Origin of the sequence: Microbulbifer hydrolyticus, assembly GCF_009931115.1 — a bacterium.
Taxonomy (GTDB): Bacteria; Pseudomonadota; Gammaproteobacteria; order Pseudomonadales; family Cellvibrionaceae; genus Microbulbifer; species Microbulbifer hydrolyticus.
In genome coordinates this window covers 515,808-535,966 of record NZ_CP047491.1, presented here as the reverse complement: position 1 = coordinate 535,966, position 20,159 = coordinate 515,808, and the positions used below count along the sequence as shown (strand labels likewise).

The following is a 20,159-nucleotide window of genomic DNA, read 5'->3' as shown; positions in this document are numbered from 1 at the left end:
GGATACACTTTAACCTTAGATATTCGGATTCCCTATTTGCAGTGAAAGCAGTTCCGGGCCCATGCGATCATTTTTGAAAAAAGCCGTTCTTCTGCTACTGGCCCTCGCTGTGCTGGTAGCTGTGACGTTCGTGGCATTCCCGGGCCTCAAGTATGAGATCTATCGCAAACTGCCGCCCAAAATGCGCTGGAACATTTCCTATGCCCTTACCGACAAGTTCGTGGTCGGTATGGTGTACTTCGTGGAGCGCAACAACCAGCTGTTACTGGTGCGCCATACGTACCAGGACAAGTGGGCACTGCCCGGGGGCTGGGTGGAACGGAATGAATCGTTTGAGGAGTCTGCGCGACGGGAGCTGGACGAGGAACTGAATATCAAGATTGATGATTTTGAGGTGCTGGAGGTGAACAAGGTGCCGCGCTCGGGGATCATCAATATTGCCATCCGCGGGCGCCTGAAGGAAAAGCATGTCACCATCCGCGACGGGGAAATCTACGGCTACCGCTTCTTCGACCTGCACCACCTGCCGGATGATGTGATTTACACCCACAAGCCGTATATCAAGCGTTATCTGGAGGCCCGCCGACCGCCTCGTCAGTTACCGCCGGAAGAGCCGGCCCCGTCGACACCGCCGGAACGACAGTCTCCCTGAGCCCCGAACAACCCTAGCCTTTAATACCGTTGGCAATCTGAAACACCACTCGCGCCGCAGTGCGCGCGGCGTGATCTTCGATATCAAAGTAGGGATTGAACTCAGCTATGTCTGCCAGACACACTTTTTTCGACTCCAGGACCGTATCCAACAGCGGCTCAAACAGCTCAAACGCCACGCCACGCCCTGCGGGGGCACTAACCGCAGGCATTACCGCCGCCGGGAACACATCCAGGTCGATGGTGAGATAGACGAAGTCCACCCGCTCGATAAAGTCCGCGATCTGTTTCTGTACCAGCTCGATCCGCCAGGGCACGATTTCGCGGTCGGAAATCACCTGCGCCCCCAACTCCTCGGCGCGGTGGTACAGCGCCGGGGTATTGGCGGTGGCGGCGGCACCCACGCACAGATAATTGAATGGGCGGCCATTAACATCGCACTGCTCGGCGATCTGAAAAAACGGCGTGCCCGATGAGCCTTTCGGTGCCGGCAGGCGCAGGTCGAGATGCGCATCGAAATTGATGATGCCGAGCGTCTTTTCCCGTTGCTGCTCGCGCATCCAGCGGGCAATTCCCTGATAACTACCGAAGGCGATCTCATGACCACCGCCGAGAACCAGCGGAAAATGCCCGGCGGTCATCAGGTCGGTAATACGTGCCCCCAGCATAGACTGGCCGGACTCCAGGTCGTCTTTTTCCACCCGTACATTGCCCGCGTCATACAGCGGTGCACCGAAGGTTTTGGGCAGGTTCGCCAGTGCCAGGCGTAGAATGCGCGGCCCCTTCGCTGCGCCGATGCGCCCTTTGTTGCGACGCACGCCCTCGTCGGACGCGAAGCCGAGAATCGCCAGCCCCGGGGGGCTGTCGAGGTGCAGCGGTACGATATCCTGGTGCCAGCGCTTGCCGGCCTTGCCATCCTCACTATCGACGCGTCCGCTCCAAAGACGCATATCAGCCAGCTGTAACATGTAGTCCCCCAACAAAGATATCTGCGGGTTTCAGCGCGCCCACTTCATAGGCGAGCTGGTCCGGTGTTTCCATGGGCCAGAGGGCCATATCTGCGCGCAAGCCCGCGTGCAGCACCCCGCGCGAACAGCACACGCCGAGGGCACGCGCCGCGGAGCGCGTGACACCTGCGAGGGCCTCCGCCGGGGTGAGACCAAACAGGTTACAACCCATATTCATCATCAGCCGCAGTGAGGCAATCGGACAGCTACCGGGATTCAGATCAGTGGACAGTGCGATGGGAACGCCGGCTGCACGGAGCTTTTCCACAGGAGGCACGCGGGTTTCTTTCAAGGTGTAGAAAGCCCCCGGGAGGAGTACCGCGGCAGTGCCGTTTTCCGCCATGGCGGCAATGTCTTCGTCAGTAATGTATTCAATGTGCTCCACAGACAGGGCACCGGCATTGGCAGCCATGCGGGTGGCACCAGTGGAAGCCAGCTGCTCGGCGTGAACCTTAACCGGCAGGTCAAGCTTCTGTGCCGCTGCGATCACCTTGCGGCACTGCTCTACCGAGAAAGCGATCGTTTCACAGAACATATCTACCGCATCGGCCAGTTGCTCCCTGGCCACGGCCGGCAGGATTTCATTGCACACCAGATCAATATATTCATCGGCGCGGCCATCGTATTCCGGCGGCAGCGCGTGGGCGGCCAGGCAAGTGGTAATGATGTTCACCGGATAGTGCTGCGCGAGCCGGCGCGCGACCCGCAGCTGTTTCAGCTCGGTGTCCAGCTCCAGGCCATAGCCGGATTTGATCTCGACGGTGGTGACACCCTCGCTCATCAGGGCCTTGAGGCGCGGTTCCGCCTTGCGATAGAGATCTTCGGCACTGGCGGCGCGCGTGGAGCGCACAGTGGAGAGGATACCGCCGCCGGCGCGGGCGACTTCTTCATAACTTTCGCCGCCGAGACGACGCGCGAACTCGCCGGCACGGTGACCACCGTAGACCAGATGGGTGTGGCAATCGATCAGCCCGGGGGTCAGCCACTGGCCCTCGCCGTCGACAACCTGATCGGCGGTACATTCGGGCAGCTCCTGGCGCGGGCCTATCCATACAATCTTGTTGCCCGTCACCGCCACCGCAGCATCTTCCACCGCGCCATAGGCACCGGGCAGCGATGGATCCATGGTGGCCGCGTGGACATTGGTAATCAGCAGATCACAGCGTTCGGTCATAGTCGCTCACTGAATTGGCGTTATTTGTAACGATAGCCCTGTTGGGACGTTTTGGCGCGGATTCTCACTCTTGACAGAAATCCGTCTCGAATCCATAGTTTCGCAATCGACCAGCTTGTATATACAAGAATGTACAACTGGAAAGGCACTTTACCCGAGCAGGCGAAGACCACACAAGTATGAGTAGTCAGGTTTCAAACACAGCGCCCCCGGAGACCGGCAGCCAGCCCCGCTACGCCGCGATCAAGGCCCATATCCGCGCCCAGATCGAATCCGGCCAATGGCCGGCGCATTTCCGCGTGCCTTCGGAAAACCAGCTCGCCCAGGACTTCAACGTCAGCCGCATGACCGCCCGCCGGGCGCTCTCGGAACTCACCGATGAAGGCGTCCTTGTCCGCTCCCAGGGCCTGGGTACCTTCGTCGCCGAACCGGTCCCCGCGGGCTCCCTGCTGGAAGTACGCAACATAGCCGACGAAGTAGCAGCCCGTGGTCACAGTTACGCCAACCGCATCCTCAAACTCGAGCAAACCACCGCCAGCACCGAAGTCGCCGTCGCCCTCGGCCTGGCCGAAGGGGCCTCGGTGTACCACTCCATTATCGTGCACCTGGATAACGGCCTGCCGATCCAGTTCGAGGAACGCTATACCAACCCCACACTGGTGCCGGAATACCTGCGCCAGGACTTCAGCGCGACCACGCCCAACGAATACCTGACCCGCGTGGCACCGCTCACGGAAGTGGACACCACGGTCGAAGCGATTGCTGCGGACGAGTCGGTAGGCAAGGCATTGGAAGTCAAAACAGGCTCTGCCTGCCTACAGATCTGGCGCCGCACCAAAAGCCGCACCGGCACAGTCAGCTTTGCGCGACTGGTGCACCCGGGAAACCGATACCGGCTGGGCGCGCAACTTAGGTTTTAGCCCCGTCTCCGCTACCGGGATGACGGGATTCGAAGCACAGAAGTATGAATTGAAGGCGGGGTGCCGGGTGAAAGTTTTTGAAAGCGTCAGCGGCATGGACGCCGCTGACGCAGCGTACAGGGATGTATTCACAGCGGTTTCAAAAACTTTCACCCGGTAACCCGCCGCCACAAATTTGATTTAAAACTCTGGGCCAAAAGCCCAACCAAAAAATCCGATTCAAAGTTACCCACAGAATTTGGAAATAGACGAGGCAACCATGACCGATAAACGCCACGACCCCAGCCGAAAGATTGCCGCACCCACCGGCACCAAACTGAACGCCAAAAGCTGGCTTACCGAAGCACCCCTGCGCATGCTCATGAACAACCTGCACCCGGACGTCGCCGAGCGCCCGGAAGACCTGGTTGTCTACGGCGGCATCGGCCGCGCCGCGCGCGACTGGGAGTGCTACGACAAAATCGTCGAAGTGCTGAAACGTTTAGAGGACGACGAAACTTTATTGGTCCAGTCCGGCAAACCGGTGGGCGTGTTCAAAACCCACGCCGACGCCCCCCGCGTCCTTATCGCCAACTCCAACCTCGTCCCCCACTGGGCCAACTGGGAACACTTCAACGAGCTGGATAAAAAAGGCCTGGCCATGTACGGCCAGATGACCGCCGGCTCCTGGATCTACATCGGCTCCCAGGGCATCGTCCAGGGCACCTACGAAACCTTCGCCGCAGTCGCGCGTAAACACTTCGACGGCGAAGCCAAAGGCAAATGGGTACTCACCGGTGGCCTCGGCGGCATGGGCGGCGCCCAGCCACTGGCCGCCACCATGGCCGGTTTCTGCATGATCGCCGTCGAGTGCGACGAAACCCGCATCGACTTCCGCCTGCGCACCGGCTACGTAGACAAGAAAGCCACCAGCCTCGACGAAGCGCTGGCAATGATCAACGAAGCGATGGAAAAAGGTGAAGCCATCTCCGTCGGCCTGCTGGGCAACGCCGCCGACGTGTTCCCGGAAATCGTCGAGCGCGGCATCCTGCCGGACTGTGTTACCGACCAGACCTCCGCCCACGATCCGCTGAACGGTTACCTGCCGAAAGGCTGGACCATGGCCCAGGCCGCCGAAATGCGCAAACAGGATGAGGCACTTGTAGTGCGTGAGGCCAAGAAGTCCATGGGTATCCAGGTACAGGCCATGCTGGCACTGCAAGAGCGCGGCGCCGCCACCCTCGACTACGGCAACAACATCCGTCAGATGGCGTTCGAAGTGGGCGTGGAAAACGCCTTCGACTTCCCCGGCTTCGTACCGGCGTACATCCGCCCGCTGTTCTGCGAAGGCATCGGTCCCTTCCGCTGGGCGGCGCTGTCCGGCAACCCGGAAGACATCTACAAGACCGACGCCAAGGTAAAGGAACTGATCCCGGACAACCCGCAGCTGCACAACTGGCTGGACATGGCGCGCGAGCGCATCCAGTTCCAGGGCCTGCCCGCGCGTATCTGCTGGGTTGGCCTGAAAGACCGCGCGCGCCTGGCACAGGCCTTCAATGAGATGGTCGCCAACGGCGAACTGGAAGCCCCGGTGGTGATCGGCCGCGACCACCTCGACTCAGGCTCCGTCGCCAGCCCCAACCGCGAAACCGAATCCATGCTCGACGGCAGTGATGCCGTCTCCGACTGGCCACTGCTGAACGCGCTGCTGAATACCGCCAGCGGCGCCACATGGGTTTCCCTGCACCACGGCGGCGGCGTCGGCATGGGCTTCTCCCAGCACTCCGGCGTGGTCATTGTGTGCGACGGTACCGAGGCCGCCGCCAAGCGCATCGGTCGCGTACTGTGGAACGACCCTGCCACCGGCGTCATGCGCCACGCGGATGCGGGCTACGACATTGCCAAAAACTGTGCGCGCGAGCAGGGCCTCGACCTGCCCATGCTGAAAGACTGATTCGCAACGGTTCCAAATTCCTTCCCGCCATGCCGTGCACAACCGGCATGGCGGATGTAAACCTCATTTCGGTGAAAAAATTATGTACCAACTGGACATTACTCCCGGGCAACTGAGCCTGGAACAACTGCGCCGCGTCGCCCGCGAACCGGTGCGACTGAGCCTCAACAGTGACGCACACGCGGCGATCGAAGCATCCGCCAAAACCGTGGCCGATGTGCTGGAACAGGGCCGCACCGTGTATGGCATCAATACCGGATTCGGCCTGCTGGCGAACACCCGTATCGAAAAGAAAGACCTGGAAACCCTGCAGCGCGCCATCGTACTGTCGCACGCCGCCGGCACCGGCAACTTCATGAGTGAAGACACCGTGCGCCTGCTAATGGTGCTGAAGATCAACTCCCTGGCCCGCGGGTTTTCCGGCATCCGCCTGGAAGTGATCGAAGCGCTGATCAAACTGGTCAACGCCGGTGTCTACCCGGCGATCCCGGAGAAAGGTTCCGTGGGCGCGTCCGGCGACCTGGCGCCGCTGGCGCACATGAGCGTGGTACTGCTGGGTGAGGGCGAATGCTTTATCAATGGCGAGCGCAAGTCCGCTGCCGAAGGCCTGCGCTTTGCGGAAATGCGCCCGCTGGTACTGGCGCCAAAGGAAGGTCTGGCACTGCTGAACGGCACCCAGGCATCCACCGCCTTTGCGCTACAGGGCCTGTTCTCCGCCGAAGACCTGTTCGCCGGTGCGGTAGTGACCGGCTCCCTAACCCTGGAAGCCGCCAAGGGCTCGCGCCGCCCGTTCGACGATCGCATCCACGCCGCCCGCGGCCAGCAGGCCCAGCGGGATGTAGCCGGAAGCTACCGCAACCTGCTCGGTGATCACAGCGAAATTGGCGCGTCCCACGAAGACTGCGAAAAAGTACAGGATCCCTATTCACTACGCTGCCAGCCCCAGGTCATGGGTGCCTGCCTGCAACAGATCCGCTTTGCCTCTGAAGTGTTGCTGGCGGAAGCCAACGGCGTGTCCGACAACCCGTTGGTGTTTACCGACACTGAAAACCCGGAAAATTCCGACATTATTTCCGGCGGTAACTTCCACGCGGAACCGGTGGCGATGGTGGCCGACAACCTGGCACTGGCGATCGCGGAAATCGGCTCCCTGTCCGAGCGCCGCATGGCCCTGCTGATCGACTCCAACCTGTCCGGCCTGCCGCCCTTCCTGGTGGACAATGGCGGGGTCAACTCCGGCTTCATGATCGCCCAGGTCACCGGCGCGGCCCTGGCCAGTGAGAACAAATCCCTGGCGCACCCGGCCAGCGTGGATTCCCTGCCGACGTCCGCCAACCAGGAAGACCATGTTTCTATGGCCACCTTCGCGGGACGCCGCCTGCGCGACATGGCCGACAATACCTGTGGCATTCTCGCGGTGGAATTGCTGGCCGCCTGCCAGGGCCTGGACTTCCGCGCCCCACTGAAAACCACAGAGAAACTGGAAAGCGCGAAGGCTGCGCTGCGTGAGCGCGTCCCTTTCTACGACAAGGACCGCTACTTCGCGCCGGATATCGAGGAAGCAAAGCAGCTGCTGGCGAGCGCTTACTACCGTAAGTATCTGGCCACAGAAATGCTACCGAGCAATCAGTAACCCCCCTCCACCGCCTCTCCTGTCCGGCGATCAGCGCCGGACAGGGCCTCTCCGCCATCATAGAAGAACCATTTCTCAGGTTTTGGTCACAATTCGGCCCAGATTGACGTTTACGTTAACGTAAACGTCAACTAGACTTCGGGCAGATCTGAGGAATGGCCCCATGAGCAGCACCACCGCCGACAGTTACAGCATCTCCGAGCTGGCCCAGGAATTCGGGATTACTACCCGGACTATCCGCTTTTACGAAGACAAGGGACTGATGAGCCCCGAGCGTCGTGGCCAGACAAGGGTATATACCCCGGAAGACCGGGTGCGTCTGAAACTGATCCTGCGCGGCAAGCGTCTCGGCTTCTCGCTGGACGAGAGCCGCGAAATCATCGACATGTACGACCCGGCCCACGGCAATGTCGAGCAGCTCAACCGCCTCCTCGAACGCATCGATTCCAAGCGCCAGCAATTGCTGCAACAGCAGCGGGATATCGAGAAGGTCCTGTCCCAGCTGGACGAGGCCACCGCCCGCACCCGGGCGGCGCTGAAACAACAGACCGATTAACCAACAGCTTGAACATCCACAATTTCAAACTCTCTGACTGATTCAAAGCGGAGCACGCCATGAATACTCCTTACCCCACTCTCAACTTCGGCCTCGGTGAAGACATCGATATGCTGCGCGATATGGTCTACAAGTTCTGTCAGGCAGAACTGGCCCCGCGCGCGGCGCAGATTGATGAAGAAAACCTGTTCCCCGCCGATATGTGGAAAAAGTTCGGCGAGCTGGGCCTGCTGGGTATGACCGTGGATGAGGAGTACGGCGGCACGAATATGGGCTACCTGGCTCACGCGGTGGCGATGGAGGAAATCTCTCGTGCCTCCGCCTCTGTCGGCCTTTCCTATGGCGCGCACTCGAACCTGTGTGTAAACCAGATCCACAAGAATGGCACCCATGAGCAAAAGATGAAGTATCTGCCAAAGCTGTGCTCCGGTGAGCATGTGGGTGCGCTGGCGATGAGCGAGCCGAACTCCGGATCCGATGTAGTGAGCCTGCAGCTTAAGGCGGAGAAAAAAGGCGACCGTTTTATTCTGAACGGCAACAAGATGTGGATCACCAACGGTCCGGATGCGGACACTTATGTGATCTATGCGCGCACCGAGCCGGGTGTCAGCTCTGGCGGTATTACCGCGTTTATTGTCGAGCGTGGTTTCAAAGGTTTCTCCCAGGCGCAGAAGCTGGACAAGCTGGGCATGCGCGGCTCCAACACCTGTGAGCTGGTGTTCGAGGACTGCGAGGTGCCGGAAGAAAATATTCTGGGCCAGCTGAATGGCGGCGTGCGCGTGCTGATGAGCGGCCTGGATTACGAGCGCACGATCTTGTCTGGAGGCCCGGTGGGCATTATGCAGGCATGCCTGGATGTCGTCGTGCCGTATATCCACGACCGCAAGCAGTTCGGCAAGGCAATCGGCGAGTTCCAGCTGATGCAGGGCAAGATTGCAGATATGTATGCGGATCTGAATGCGAGCCGTGCGTATCTGTATGCGGTGGCCCGCGCCTGTGACCGCGGTGAGGATTCACGCAAGGATTCTGCGGCGGTAATCCTGTTTACTGCGGAGCGCGCAACGCAGATGGCGCTGCAGGCGATCCAGACCCTCGGCGGCAATGGTTATATCAACGAGTACGCCACCGGCCGCCTGCTGCGCGATGCCAAGCTGTATGAAATTGGCGCAGGCACTTCCGAGATCCGTCGTATGCTGATCGGGCGCGAGCTGTTTAACGAGACTCGCTAAGTTCAGATGTGGGTCCGCGTGAGCTTCGCTGCAAGTTCCGTGGCGGCCCTGCTGCCGGTATTGGTTTGCAGGACACGCCGTGAACCCATCCATGGGGGCTCTTCTAAAACATCCCTGTTTTAGAAGGTCCTGCAAACCAATACCGGCATCAGCGCCTTCACTTTTGAGCGCTGAGCGCGAATCAACTTCGTAAGATTTTATGAATCAGATTCAAAGCAAGATTAATCCCCGCGATCCCGCCTTTGCGGAAAACCGCGAACAGATGCAGAAGATCGTCGACGACCTGCGGGACAAGCTGGAAACCATCGCCAAAGGCGGCAGCGAGCGCGCACGGGAGAAGCATGTTTCCCGCGGCAAACTGCTGCCCCGCGACCGCATCGACACCCTGCTCGATCCGGGCAGTCCCTTCCTGGAGTTCTCCCAGCTGGCGGCGCACGACGTGTACGGCGAAGATGTACCGGCGGCCGGTATTCTTACCGGTATCGGCACCGTGGCCGGACAGCCCTGTGTGATTGTGGCGAACGATGCGACGGTGAAGGGTGGCACCTACTATCCGCTGACGGTGAAGAAGCACCTGCGCGCGCAGGCAATTGCCGAGCAGAACAATCTGCCGTGTATTTATCTGGTGGATTCCGGCGGTGCCAACCTGCCGCGCCAGGACGATGTGTTCCCGGATCGTGAACACTTCGGCCGTATCTTCTTCAACCAGGCCAACCTGTCTGCGAAAAATATTCCGCAGATTGCGGTGGTGATGGGCAGCTGTACTGCCGGCGGTGCGTATGTGCCGGCGATGGCGGATGAGTCCATCATGGTGAAGGAGCAGGCGACGATTTTCCTTGCCGGTCCGCCACTGGTGAAGGCGGCGACTGGTGAAGAGGTTTCCGCAGAGGAGCTGGGCGGTGCGGAGGTGCACTGCAAGACGTCCGGGGTCTCGGACCACTTTGCCAATAACGATACCCACGCGCTGGAGATTGCCCGCAACTCCGTTGCGCGCCTGAACCGGGTCAAGAACCCGGGACTGGATATACAAAAGCCGATCGAGCCGATTTACCCGCCGGAAGACATTTACGGCGTGGTGCCGAAGGATGCCCGCCAGCCGTTCGACGTGCGCGAGATTATTGCACGTGTTGTGGATGGCTCTGAGTTCGATGAATTCAAGGCGATGTATGGCACCACCCTGGTGACCGGTTTCGCGCGGATTCATGGCTACCCGGTGGGCATCGTGGCCAACAACGGCATCCTGTTTGCCGAGAGTGCGCAGAAAGGCGCGCACTTTATCGAGCTGTGCGCGCAGCGCAATATCCCGCTGGTGTTCCTGCAGAACATCACCGGCTTTATGGTGGGCAAGCAGTACGAAGCCGGCGGCATTGCCAAGCACGGCGCGAAGATGGTGACTGCGGTTGCCACCGCCAAGGTACCGAAGATCACCATTCTGATCGGCGGTTCTTTCGGTGCCGGCAACTACGGTATGTGCGGCCGCGCCTACGATCCCAACTTCCTGTTTATGTGGCCCAACGCGCGCATCTCCGTGATGGGCGGCGAGCAGGCGGCGGGCGTGCTGGCGCAGGTGAAGAAAGACCAGATGACGGCCAACGGCGAGGACTGGAGCGAAGAAGAAATCGCAAAGTTCAAGCAGCCGATCATCGACGACTACGAACACCAGGGACACCCCTATTACGCCTCTGCGCGCCTGTGGGACGACGGGGTGATCGATCCGAAAGACACCCGTACCGTGCTGGGATTATGCCTTGCGGCTGCGACGCACAAGGAGCCGGAGGAGACCAAGTTCGGGGTCTTCCGAATGTAGTTCTGTGCACGGGGATAGTATGGTGCGGGTCCTGCTGCCGGTATTTGTTTGCTGGACACGCCGTAAACCCATCCCTGGGGGCTCTGCAAAAACATCCATGTTTTTGAAGGTCCAGCAAACAAATACCGGCACCAGAACCTTTCCGACTTCGTAGCTATTGCCAAATTTAAGGAATCACCATGACCGAAAAAATGCTGTGCGAAATCGATAGCGAAGGCGTCGCGACGGTTACCCTGAACCGTCCGGAAATTCACAACGCCTTCGACGACGACCTGATTCGCCAGCTCGGCGAGACCTTCGACAACCTCGCCCGCAGTGGCGGTGTGCGTGCGCTGATTCTTGCCTCCAACGGAAAAAACTTCTCCGCCGGTGCCGATCTCAACTGGATGAAGCGCATGGCGGACTACAGCGAAGAGCAGAATCGTCAAGACGCCGCCGCCCTCGCAGCCATGCTGCACAAGCTCGACCAGTTTCCTGCGCCCACCATCGCGCGGGTGCAGGGTGCCGCATTTGGCGGCGCCGTAGGTCTGGTCAGCTGCTGCGACATCGCGGTCGCCTCCGAGCGCGCAAGCTTTTGCCTGAGCGAAGTAAAAATCGGCCTGTTACCCGCCACCATCAGCCCTTACGTGATCAATGCCATCGGCACACGCCAGGCGCGCCGCTACTTCGTCACCGCCGAGCGCTTCTCCGCCGAGTGCGCGCAGCAAATCGGTCTGGTCTCGGAGGTGGTTCCGGAAGGTGAACTGGATCTGACGGTACAGAAACTGGTGAACAGTATTGTCGACAACGGCCCCAACGCCGTCACCATGGCCAAGCAATTGGCGATGTCCATGTCCAACCGTGTGATTAATGAGGAACTGCAGGGACAGACCAGCGCATTGATTGCCGCAGTTCGGGTTTCCCCGGAAGGGCAGGAAGGGTTGAGCGCGTTTCTGGAGAAGCGCGCTCCGAGCTGGATGAATACCAGCGAAGATTAATTAAGCCAAAGCGAAGCTTACGAAGAACTGAAATTTAATCCGAAGGCCGGGCGCCGGGTGGGAGTTTTCAGGATCGTCGGCAACAGGGATGTTGCCGACGAAGCGTACAGGGATGTATTCACAGCGGTCCTGAAAACTTCCGCCCGGTGATCGGCCGCCACAGACTCAAATCAGAGCACGAAACACAGAGCCAGCTATGATTCGCAAACTGCTGATCGCCAACCGCGGCGAAATTGCCTGCCGTATTATCCGCACTGCGCGCCGTCTCGGCGTCGCCACCGTTGCGGTCTATTCAGACGCAGACGCCAACGCCCTGCACGTCCAGCAGGCCGACGAAGCCGTCCGCCTCGGCCCTGCGCCGGCCAAAGAATCCTACCTGGACATCGACAAGGTCCTCGCCGCTGCCAAGCAGACCGGCGCCGACGCCATTCACCCCGGCTATGGATTCCTATCGGAAAACGCCCACTTCTGCCGCGCCTGTGAAGAAGCCGGCATCATCTTCGTCGGCCCACCCGCTGGCGCTATCGAGGCCATGGGCTCCAAGTCCGCCGCCAAGCGCATCATGGAAGAAGCCAAAGTTCCGCTGGTACCCGGTTACCATGGCACCAACCAGGATCCCGGCATTCTCGAAGGGCACGCCAACCGCATCGGCTACCCCGTACTGCTCAAAGCCGCCGCCGGTGGTGGCGGTAAAGGCATGCGCCGCGTCGACAAGCCGGAAGACTTCCACGCAGCTCTGGATGCCGCCAAACGCGAATCGCAGAACGCGTTCAGCGACGATGTGATGCTGATCGAACGCTACGTGGTCAATCCCCGTCACGTGGAAATCCAGGTGTTCTGTGACAAACAGGGCAACGGCGTTTACCTGTTCGAGCGCGACTGCTCGGTACAGCGCCGTCACCAGAAAGTGGTGGAAGAGGCACCAGCGCCCGGGCTCTCCACTGAGACCCGCAAGAAAATGGGCGAGGCGGCCCTGCGCGCCGCGCACGCCATCGGCTATGTGGGCGCCGGCACCGTGGAATTTCTGCTGGATGCCAGCGGTGCCTTCTACTTTATGGAAATGAACACCCGGCTGCAGGTGGAGCACCCGGTGACTGAAATGATCACCGGCCAGGACCTGGTGGCGTGGCAGCTGGCCGTGGGCGCCGGTGAACCGCTGCCACTGGAGCAAGACGACCTGCACATTATCGGCCACGCATTTGAAGTGCGTATTTATGCGGAAGATCCGGACAACGACTTCCTGCCCGCGACCGGGAAACTGTTGCGTCACCAGCCCCCGCGCGAAGACAAGTCCGTGCGTGTGGACACCGGCGTACAGACCGGCGACGAGATCAGCGTGCACTACGACCCGATGATTTCGAAATTGATCGTGCATGGCCGCAACCGCCGCGAAGCGCTCGGCAAGCTCGACCGCGCGCTGCAGAAGTACCAGATCGCCGGCCTGCGCCACAATATCGAATTCCTTCGCCGGGTGGTCAATCACACCGCATTTGTGAATGGCCGTGTGACCACTCACTTTATCGAAGACCACGAACAGGAAATTCTGCAGCAGGAACAGCAACTGCGCTCACAGCAATGTGCCGGTATTGCCGCGTTCCTGCATCACGGCGAAACCCGCGCGCAGCATCGCAGCGCCCCGAGGGCCGACCCCTTCTCGCCGTGGCACAGCGGCAACAACTGGCGCAATGGATTGACCCTGTGGCGTAGCCGCAGGGTGGAAGTACACGGTCGCGAAATCGAAATTCATTTTTCCGGCGATAGCGACAGCCTGCAGTGGCGCTGCGACGCCGCCATCGACGCCCAGAGCGGAACGATCAATTGCCCCCACGGGCAGAGCGTGGCGATCCTCGACGGCCGCCGGGTGAATTACACCAGCGTCTCCCGCGGCGATGAAGGCTCAGTATTCATCAGCGGCGAACAGGTGGATTTCAGGATCCTGCCACCGGACACCGGCGAAGCCAGTGAAGCCGGCCACGGACTGGAAGCGCCCATGAACGGCACCATTGTGACCCTGCTCGCCGAGCCCGGTACCAGGGTGAAACGGGATCAGCCACTGCTGGTGATGGAAGCCATGAAAATGGAGCACACCTTGCGCGCACCCGCAGACGGTATCGTCGACCAGTTCTTCTGCGCCACCGGTGAACTGGTGGATGGTGGCAGCCTGCTGATCGACTTCACCGCCGAAGCCGCAGAAACAAAAGAGGCCTGAGCATGTCCCTGCCAGATCGCGTGAAAATTGTCGAAGTGGGCCCGCGCGATGGCCTGCAAAATGAAAAGCAGCCCATCTCCGTGGCTACGCGGGTCCAGCTGATCGACCTGCTCAGTGAAAGCGGCCTGCAAGTGATTGAGGCCGGCAGCTTCGTCAGCCCCAAATGGGTGCCGCAGATGGCGTCCAGCGAAGAAGTACTCGCCGGCATCCAGCGCGCACCCGGCGTTGTTTACAGTGCACTCACCCCCAATATGTTCGGCTACGAACGCGCCCGCGACGCCGGGGCCGACGAGGTGGCGGTGTTCGGAGCGGCGTCGGAAAGCTTCACCCGCAAAAACATCAACTGCTCCATTGAAGAGAGCCTGGAACGCTTCCGCCCGCTGGCGGAGCAGGCCCGGGCCGACGGCATTCCGGTGCGCGGTTACGTTTCCTGCGTACTTGGCTGCCCCTACGAGGGAGAGATCAAGCCACAGAAAGTCGCCGAAGTGAGCAGAGCACTGCTGGATATGGGCTGCTATGAAATCAGCCTTGGCGACACCATCGGTGTCGGCACTCCGGAAAAAGCCCGCTATATGATCGAGACGGTGGCACAGCAGGTACCCATGGAAAAACTCGCGGTACACTTCCACGATACCTATGGGCAGGCCCTGGCGAACATTTACGCGGCCCTGCAGGCCGGAATCAAGGTGGTGGATTCCGCGGTTGCCGGGCTCGGCGGCTGCCCCTATGCCCGGGGCGCCTCCGGCAATGTGGCCAGTGAAGACGTGCTGTATATGCTGGATGGGCTCGGCATCCACACCGGTATCGACCTCGCCCGCCTGGCCAAGGCCGGAAACTTTATCTCCCGGGCGCTTGGTCGTGAAAGTGGCTCCAAGGTCGCCCGCGCGATTGCTGGTGAATGCGGGGTCATCGAAGGGGATTGAGATGAATTGCGGTCACGGCTCGCAGCCCGATCTGCTACCATCGGGCGCTTCGATTCAAACGTCTGAAATTTGACCGCATGAAAGCCTTACGTTTTATCCTGATCGCCTTCTCCACCCTGTTGCTGCTGGTGGCCCTCATTGCCCCGCGCCTGATCGGCCCCAAGGTCGAGGAAGTGTTACAGCAACAGCTGGCCAACCAGCCCAATATCGAGCTCACCGGTTACCAGCGCGGCTGGTTCGGCGCCGAGGCCCTGACCCGCCTCAAGGGTAAGGATGGCGCCTCCGAGACCTACACCGACATCCAGCATGGCCCGGTGCTGTTCACCCGCAGCGGCCCCCGTGTCGGCGTGATCTACGGTGAAACCCGCCTCACCGGTAAAGAGCTGGAGCCGGCTCTGCGACGCCAGCTGGAAGCCTTCTACGGTCCCATTGGCACGGAGCTGGAAGACAGCCCCGTGATCGTGGAGACTCTCGTCGGCACCAACGATCGTGTGACCAACACCCTGCACCTGCTCCCCATCGACCGCAACGAGGCAGACCAGCAGATCCAGTTTGACGGCGCGCGTATCCAGCTGGTGACCGACTACCAGGGACAACAACAGGGCAGCCAATTCGAGCTGGGCGAATTCGTGCGCATGGACGGCCACCGCGAATCCCTGTACCTGCAGTCCGCCAAGGGCGACTTCCAGCTCGCGCCCAGCGGCGCCGGCACCCTGCACGCGAAACTGCCACTGGTGCGTGCCAACAACGATTCTGGCCCGCTGGAGCTGCGTGATGTGGAGGTCGACTACACCGGCGAGCTGGTGGCCGCTCGCACCCTGAACGTAAAGACCTCCATCAAACTGCCAGAGATCCAGTCCTCGACGCCCGCGCGCACACTGACCCAGCAGATCAACCTGCCCGCAATCAGCTACGACGACCTGCACCACTACCTGTACACCGCCCTGCTCACCCCGGCGGCCGAGCGCAGCTGGCCGCAGGTATTCCATCGCCCGCTGAAAATGCAACAGCAATTGGATATCGAAAGTGCCAACGGCCCGATGCAGCTGCAGATGGATGTGGACTGGAAGGGGATGCCGGGAAGCCGGCAGGTCAAGAATGACAAGCTGTTCTGGCTCGACAACCTGAATGGTACCGCCAATATCACCGCCGCCGAGCAGGCGCTGATGCAGTCACCGCTGATCATGCAGGCGAGCGCGCTCAAGCAGTACGGTTTCCTCAAGGAAAATAACGGACTGCTCAGCATGCACTTGCAGCTGGACCGCGGTAACCTGGAGGTCAATGGCCAGCAGCTACCGGCCGACCTGTTTGTACTGGCCCTGATGGGTGGTTTCTGAGCCCTGTGGAACCGGCCTTCGACAGGCAAAAAAAGAGCGGCCACATGGCCGCTCACATTTCTCTCATCAATTTTTCGCCTACCTTCCTCTCACCGTTTACCGGCTTTACCTCAATTTCCTGATTCCTGCATTGCCCGGCCAGGCCTAGGCATAGGCCGGGCGGTTGTCCGAAAGGGCCAGCCAGCCGCGAATCACGCGGTAGACCATCCATACCCAGCTGATGCCCCAGACCACGAAACCCACAAGAATCCACACCGTGGCCCAGCCCACCACAAACCACAGCAGGCTGTACCAGAAGGTACGGATTTGCCAGCGGAAGTGGGATTCCGCCAGCGTGCCGCGCACATCCCCGCGCTTTACATAATTGATCAGCACACCGACAAAAAATGGTACGGCGGTAAACAGGCTGATCGCCTGGATCAGGTACACCAGAGTGGCGATATCGCGGGCCGAGCGCTCGCGCTCAACCTGTTGTGGGGCGGGATACTGCTCAGACATGGGCTAAAGGTTCCGTTCTAAAATTCAGCCGTTAGTGTATGCGCAAACCGCAGGAAAGATAACGCTGTGCTGCCTCCCCCTGCCGCGGCAACTACGGTGTTTATCTCAGGGCCCACTCCGTGTGAACATTTTTCTCCCGCCAGGACTTCAACTGCTGGATAGAGGTGCGCATCAACCCCAGGATCTCGGTGCGCTGGTGCCGACAGTAATCCCGCTCACCGTCGATGGACAGGCGCGCCGACAGCGCTTTGAGCCGGCTGGCCACGACCTCAAGGCCAACGCTCTCCGCCTCTGCAGCAATGGCCTGGGCCTGGTGCTGGGCATCGAGCCAGTGGCGGCCAGTCAGTGAGCTGGTGAAGGCGGTAATCTTCTTCGGCATATTGGCGAGGCGATCACCCAGAAGTTCCGCAAAAGCCAGGTGGCCGAGCGTATCGCGCTGGCGCTCCAGGGTACTGGGGTTCAGCACCTTTGCCGCACGCGCGGGCTTGCTGGCCGGTGCCGAGTCGCGGGTTTTCTGCTCTACCCAGCTCAGCAACTGCAACAACTGGGGATCACTGGCCGGAAGCGGCAGTATTCCAGTCAGGCCGCGCTCCATATAGCGTTCCCGGTCGCCCTTGCGCAGATCTGGCAGCATGCCGAAGATCAGCAAGTCCGTATTGCCGAAGTCACCCCGAATCTTGCGCGCCGTTTCCACTCCGTCGATCAACGGTAGCCGTACATCGACCAGTACCAGGTCGAACTTACCGCGCAAGGCCGCATCGGCGCCATCCACACCATTCGTTTCCCGGCGCACCCGGTGACCGCGCGCTTCCAGGCGGCTGCGCAGTGACGGATGGGTGTCGTTTTCGATCAGCAGGATTTCCAGCTCTCGCTGCACTGTTTCCCGCGCCGTGGCGGCGGGCATGCCCTGAGCGGCAATCTGCCCCGCGCGCTGGATATCTTCAATGCTGCCGCGCAATTCCCGACACTGCCCCATTGCCGCTTCCGCCAGCTGGCGAACTTCGCCATCGGTCCCGCGCGCGAGCAGGTTCACCGTGCTCACGAGGGTTTCCAGTGGCTTGCGCATGCGGTGGCCGGTGATCGAGAGAAAGTCGCAGTGCTCCTCGCGCATCTGCTCCGCCTCTGCTTTGGCCTCTTCGAGCAACTTGTCCCGAGTCATCAGCTCGTGCACCCGGGACTGTACCTGCCGGAACAGCTTGGCGTTTTCCGCCTGCAGGTCAGTGGCCTGAGCCGCTCCGGCGTCTAACGCTGCGCGGGTCTTGGCGCGCGCTACGGTCCAGCCAAAGGCGCATACCGCCGTGGACACTACCAGAAGGAGTACCCAGAAAAAGGGAACCTGGGTGTCCACAAGCAATGACTCGCCCGGGAATGCGGATGCAGGTAATGAGAATCCGGCCAGCACAACAAGCACTGCAGGAGCCTTCAACGAAGGCACTGACACACCTATAGCGGGGAAACGGAACAGGGAACGACCGACGGAGCCGTGAAAGGTCATGGCTGTATTCATCCTTGAAAACCAATTTATGTGCCAGGTCATTCCTGCGACCCGGTCGGATGGCTTCGCCTGCATACTACAGGCACCGGCGTATAACGCCGGGCGGCCATTCCGATATTATTCGAGCGTGAATGCACGCTTGTTCGCGCGATTAATACCCCAACCTCAGGGTGCGAACAAGACTATTTTACGCCATTTGGCAGAAAATACAGTGTAAAAATGTGGCACACGGCGCAAATAAACACCCGTACCAACTGGATCGCACAAAATTCAGGCTGCCTGAACGACTCTTTCCTGCAGGATTGCGAGCATCCGCTCCGAAGGCAGAAATAGCCGAATCCCGTCACAGTGCAAAAGCAGCTCTTCATAAAAGTAGTCGAAATGGGTGCATCCGAGGATAAGAATTTGCACGCCGCTCTTCACCAGCGCCGCAGCCAGGTCGTCCAGCGCGTGCTGCTGCACAATCATGCTCGCCGGCATGCCGTCCTCGATATCTTCCACAATCTGCAGATTGCCGATACCGATCACCTTGGCAGAGGGGTTGCCGGCCAGAATCTCGCGCTCGATATTGGCACAGCTCTGGCAGTTGGCTGCCAGCAGGCCAAAGTTGCGGTAGCGCTGGGTCAGCTCCGCATACACGTCCAGTGGCGAAATCACAGGAATGGGCACTGCCGCGCGCACCGCGGTCATATCCACCGCGCCGGAAAGCGAGTTGCAGTAGATCATCGCCGCGCTGGCACCGGCGTTCTCCAGGCGCGCAATCGCATCGATCAGCTGGCGAGTCAACTCGTCCCGCCCCAGTGCCTGTAGCTGGGTCTGGGCCTGTGGTGAGGCGGAAATGGCAAGGCCGATCCCCGGCACCTGTCGGGCGGCGAGGAAATCGAGTCCGAAGCGCGTATCGGTTGCGGTGCCGGCAATAATACCGATCGCCGGAGCACCGCCCTGTATGCCGTTGTTTTCGATAGGTTTAGTGTGCATACCCGGGTTACTCCGCGCTACGCGATTGGTGTTGAAGGCGAATCAGCTGGCAGACGCCGTATCCGCCGCCGGGCGCCTATTCAGCCACAAGCGGCGCAAGCAGTCGAGGTAAACCCCATAGGGGCGGCCAAGCGCACCGGCAATCATTACAAAGGTGATACACGCCGTCGCGATCTCGCCGGCGGAAGCCCCCCCGAGGATCATGTTCAGGGTGTACAGCGGCAGCTGGAAGCTGAGGAACACGAAGGTGTCCACCGCATAGTTGTGCAAACTGCCGCCGCGACCAAAGCGCTCCACCACCCAGTTGCGATAGATACTGAACGGGCGTGCAATCACGGTGTTGAACACCACCGCCAGCAAGCGCACCTGAATATGCTCACGCCAGCTCATCCCCGCCAGCAGCAGCTCGATAGGAATTGCAATCACCCACGAAAAGCTGTTCATGGCAAAGATGTCCAGCAGCCATTCATCGCGGCGGGTGCGGCGATTGTGTCGCTCATTCAGCTGGGTATTGGTGGACTGGCTGGTTTCTACCGGCTGCTCATCCTCCAGCACCAGCACTGGCGGGGAAACAGGGATGGCTTCGGTAGCCTGGGACAGGGACTGCGGTGACATGGCGACAATTGACCCGATATACGACAGGAGGGTAACCCGTCGAAATTGCTATTGGACACTATTCAACCACTTTTGGTGGCGCCGGCGATTATATCCACAAAAAACGCAAATACTAGGCCCACCAAGTTATATATCTATTATTTCCCGTACAACCATCCTAAATATCAACGCTTACGGAAACGGGCATACCGGTTTCGTCCATTTAAATGGTCCTCGC

At 60.3% G+C, this 20,159-nt stretch carries 17 protein-coding genes; 11 read left to right on the top strand and 6 right to left on the bottom strand.

What is annotated here, in order from left to right:
- Window positions 1-61: 61 nt before the first annotated feature.
- The gene (locus GTQ55_RS02260; RefSeq protein ID WP_161857272.1) at window positions 62-652 is read left to right on the top strand and encodes an NUDIX hydrolase; all 591 of its coding nucleotides are present in this window, start codon (window positions 62-64) and stop codon (window positions 650-652) included.
- Window positions 653-665: 13 nt separating this feature from the next.
- Here the strand turns inward: GTQ55_RS02260 and hutG are convergent, their stop codons facing one another.
- Entirely contained in the window at window positions 666-1,619 is a 954-nt protein-coding gene (hutG, locus tag GTQ55_RS02255) for a formimidoylglutamase (protein ID WP_161857271.1), read from the bottom strand.
- Entirely contained in the window at window positions 1,603-2,832 is a 1,230-nt protein-coding gene (hutI, locus tag GTQ55_RS02250) for an imidazolonepropionase (RefSeq protein WP_161857270.1), read from the bottom strand. The genes hutG and hutI overlap by 17 nt, the downstream gene beginning before the upstream one ends.
- A gap of 179 nt (window positions 2,833-3,011) precedes the next feature.
- On the opposite strand from hutI, the gene hutC reads away from it, so the two are divergent.
- The 10 genes from hutC (at window position 3,012) to GTQ55_RS02200 (ending at window position 16,356) form a co-directional block, all read left to right on the top strand.
- Window positions 3,012-3,752, top strand: a complete 741-nt coding sequence (hutC, locus tag GTQ55_RS02245; RefSeq protein ID WP_161857269.1) for a histidine utilization repressor — start codon at window positions 3,012-3,014, stop codon at window positions 3,750-3,752.
- A gap of 259 nt (window positions 3,753-4,011) precedes the next feature.
- Window positions 4,012-5,685, top strand: coding sequence for a urocanate hydratase (hutU, locus tag GTQ55_RS02240; RefSeq protein WP_161857268.1), 1,674 nt, complete (start codon window positions 4,012-4,014; stop codon window positions 5,683-5,685).
- Window positions 5,686-5,767: 82 nt separating this feature from the next.
- Window positions 5,768-7,318 carry a histidine ammonia-lyase gene (hutH, locus tag GTQ55_RS02235; RefSeq protein ID WP_161857267.1) on the top strand — a complete coding sequence of 517 codons (1,551 nt, stop codon included), beginning with the start codon at window positions 5,768-5,770 and terminating at the stop codon, window positions 7,316-7,318.
- A gap of 163 nt (window positions 7,319-7,481) precedes the next feature.
- Entirely contained in the window at window positions 7,482-7,874 is a 393-nt protein-coding gene (locus tag GTQ55_RS02230; protein WP_161857266.1) for a MerR family transcriptional regulator, read from the top strand.
- A 59-nt stretch (window positions 7,875-7,933) separates the two neighbouring features.
- A complete protein-coding gene (locus tag GTQ55_RS02225; protein ID WP_161857265.1) occupies window positions 7,934-9,103 on the top strand; it encodes an isovaleryl-CoA dehydrogenase in 1,170 nt (389 codons plus the stop codon).
- A 199-nt stretch (window positions 9,104-9,302) separates the two neighbouring features.
- Window positions 9,303-10,910, top strand: a complete 1,608-nt coding sequence (locus tag GTQ55_RS02220) for a carboxyl transferase domain-containing protein (RefSeq protein ID WP_161857264.1) — start codon at window positions 9,303-9,305, stop codon at window positions 10,908-10,910.
- A gap of 179 nt (window positions 10,911-11,089) precedes the next feature.
- Entirely contained in the window at window positions 11,090-11,887 is a 798-nt protein-coding gene (locus GTQ55_RS02215; protein ID WP_161857263.1) for an enoyl-CoA hydratase/isomerase family protein, read from the top strand.
- A gap of 196 nt (window positions 11,888-12,083) precedes the next feature.
- Window positions 12,084-14,096, top strand: a complete 2,013-nt coding sequence (locus GTQ55_RS02210; protein ID WP_161857262.1) for an acetyl/propionyl/methylcrotonyl-CoA carboxylase subunit alpha — start codon at window positions 12,084-12,086, stop codon at window positions 14,094-14,096.
- A gap of 2 nt (window positions 14,097-14,098) precedes the next feature.
- The gene (locus tag GTQ55_RS02205) at window positions 14,099-15,019 is read left to right on the top strand and encodes a hydroxymethylglutaryl-CoA lyase (protein ID WP_161857261.1); all 921 of its coding nucleotides are present in this window, start codon (window positions 14,099-14,101) and stop codon (window positions 15,017-15,019) included.
- 77 nt (window positions 15,020-15,096) lie between these two features.
- The gene (locus GTQ55_RS02200) at window positions 15,097-16,356 is read left to right on the top strand and encodes a DUF945 family protein (protein WP_161857260.1); all 1,260 of its coding nucleotides are present in this window, start codon (window positions 15,097-15,099) and stop codon (window positions 16,354-16,356) included.
- A gap of 144 nt (window positions 16,357-16,500) precedes the next feature.
- Here the strand turns inward: GTQ55_RS02200 and GTQ55_RS02195 are convergent, their stop codons facing one another.
- The 4 genes from GTQ55_RS02195 to alaE form a co-directional block, all read right to left on the bottom strand.
- Entirely contained in the window at window positions 16,501-16,854 is a 354-nt protein-coding gene (locus GTQ55_RS02195) for a DUF4870 family protein (protein WP_161857259.1), read from the bottom strand.
- A gap of 100 nt (window positions 16,855-16,954) precedes the next feature.
- Complete coding sequence (locus tag GTQ55_RS02190; RefSeq protein ID WP_161857258.1) at window positions 16,955-18,349, bottom strand: ATP-binding response regulator; 1,395 nt, start codon at window positions 18,347-18,349, stop codon at window positions 16,955-16,957.
- Between the two features lie 270 nt (window positions 18,350-18,619).
- Entirely contained in the window at window positions 18,620-19,327 is a 708-nt protein-coding gene (locus GTQ55_RS02185; protein WP_161857257.1) for an aspartate/glutamate racemase family protein, read from the bottom strand.
- A 42-nt stretch (window positions 19,328-19,369) separates the two neighbouring features.
- Window positions 19,370-19,942 carry an L-alanine exporter AlaE gene (gene alaE / locus GTQ55_RS02180; RefSeq protein WP_161857256.1) on the bottom strand — a complete coding sequence of 191 codons (573 nt, stop codon included), beginning with the start codon at window positions 19,940-19,942 and terminating at the stop codon, window positions 19,370-19,372.
- Window positions 19,943-20,159: the final 217 nt, after the last annotated feature.

What these genes read in the sequence shown, in the direction of transcription:
- GTQ55_RS02260 (WP_161857272.1), top strand. Translation starts at nt 62, where the DNA reads ATGCGATCATTTTTGAAAAAAGCCGTTCTTCTGCTACTGGCCCTCGCT.
- hutG (WP_161857271.1), bottom strand. Translation starts at nt 1,619, where the DNA reads ATGTTACAGCTGGCTGATATGCGTCTTTGGAGCGGACGCGTCGATAGT.
- hutI (WP_161857270.1), bottom strand. Translation starts at nt 2,832, where the DNA reads ATGACCGAACGCTGTGATCTGCTGATTACCAATGTCCACGCGGCCACC.
- hutC (WP_161857269.1), top strand. Translation starts at nt 3,012, where the DNA reads ATGAGTAGTCAGGTTTCAAACACAGCGCCCCCGGAGACCGGCAGCCAG.
- hutU (WP_161857268.1), top strand. Translation starts at nt 4,012, where the DNA reads ATGACCGATAAACGCCACGACCCCAGCCGAAAGATTGCCGCACCCACC.
- hutH (WP_161857267.1), top strand. Translation starts at nt 5,768, where the DNA reads ATGTACCAACTGGACATTACTCCCGGGCAACTGAGCCTGGAACAACTG.
- GTQ55_RS02230 (WP_161857266.1), top strand. Translation starts at nt 7,482, where the DNA reads ATGAGCAGCACCACCGCCGACAGTTACAGCATCTCCGAGCTGGCCCAG.
- GTQ55_RS02225 (WP_161857265.1), top strand. Translation starts at nt 7,934, where the DNA reads ATGAATACTCCTTACCCCACTCTCAACTTCGGCCTCGGTGAAGACATC.
- GTQ55_RS02220 (WP_161857264.1), top strand. Translation starts at nt 9,303, where the DNA reads ATGAATCAGATTCAAAGCAAGATTAATCCCCGCGATCCCGCCTTTGCG.
- GTQ55_RS02215 (WP_161857263.1), top strand. Translation starts at nt 11,090, where the DNA reads ATGACCGAAAAAATGCTGTGCGAAATCGATAGCGAAGGCGTCGCGACG.
- GTQ55_RS02210 (WP_161857262.1), top strand. Translation starts at nt 12,084, where the DNA reads ATGATTCGCAAACTGCTGATCGCCAACCGCGGCGAAATTGCCTGCCGT.
- GTQ55_RS02205 (WP_161857261.1), top strand. Translation starts at nt 14,099, where the DNA reads ATGTCCCTGCCAGATCGCGTGAAAATTGTCGAAGTGGGCCCGCGCGAT.
- GTQ55_RS02200 (WP_161857260.1), top strand. Translation starts at nt 15,097, where the DNA reads ATGAAAGCCTTACGTTTTATCCTGATCGCCTTCTCCACCCTGTTGCTG.
- GTQ55_RS02195 (WP_161857259.1), bottom strand. Translation starts at nt 16,854, where the DNA reads ATGTCTGAGCAGTATCCCGCCCCACAACAGGTTGAGCGCGAGCGCTCG.
- GTQ55_RS02190 (WP_161857258.1), bottom strand. Translation starts at nt 18,349, where the DNA reads ATGACCTTTCACGGCTCCGTCGGTCGTTCCCTGTTCCGTTTCCCCGCT.
- GTQ55_RS02185 (WP_161857257.1), bottom strand. Translation starts at nt 19,327, where the DNA reads ATGCACACTAAACCTATCGAAAACAACGGCATACAGGGCGGTGCTCCG.
- alaE (WP_161857256.1), bottom strand. Translation starts at nt 19,942, where the DNA reads ATGTCACCGCAGTCCCTGTCCCAGGCTACCGAAGCCATCCCTGTTTCC.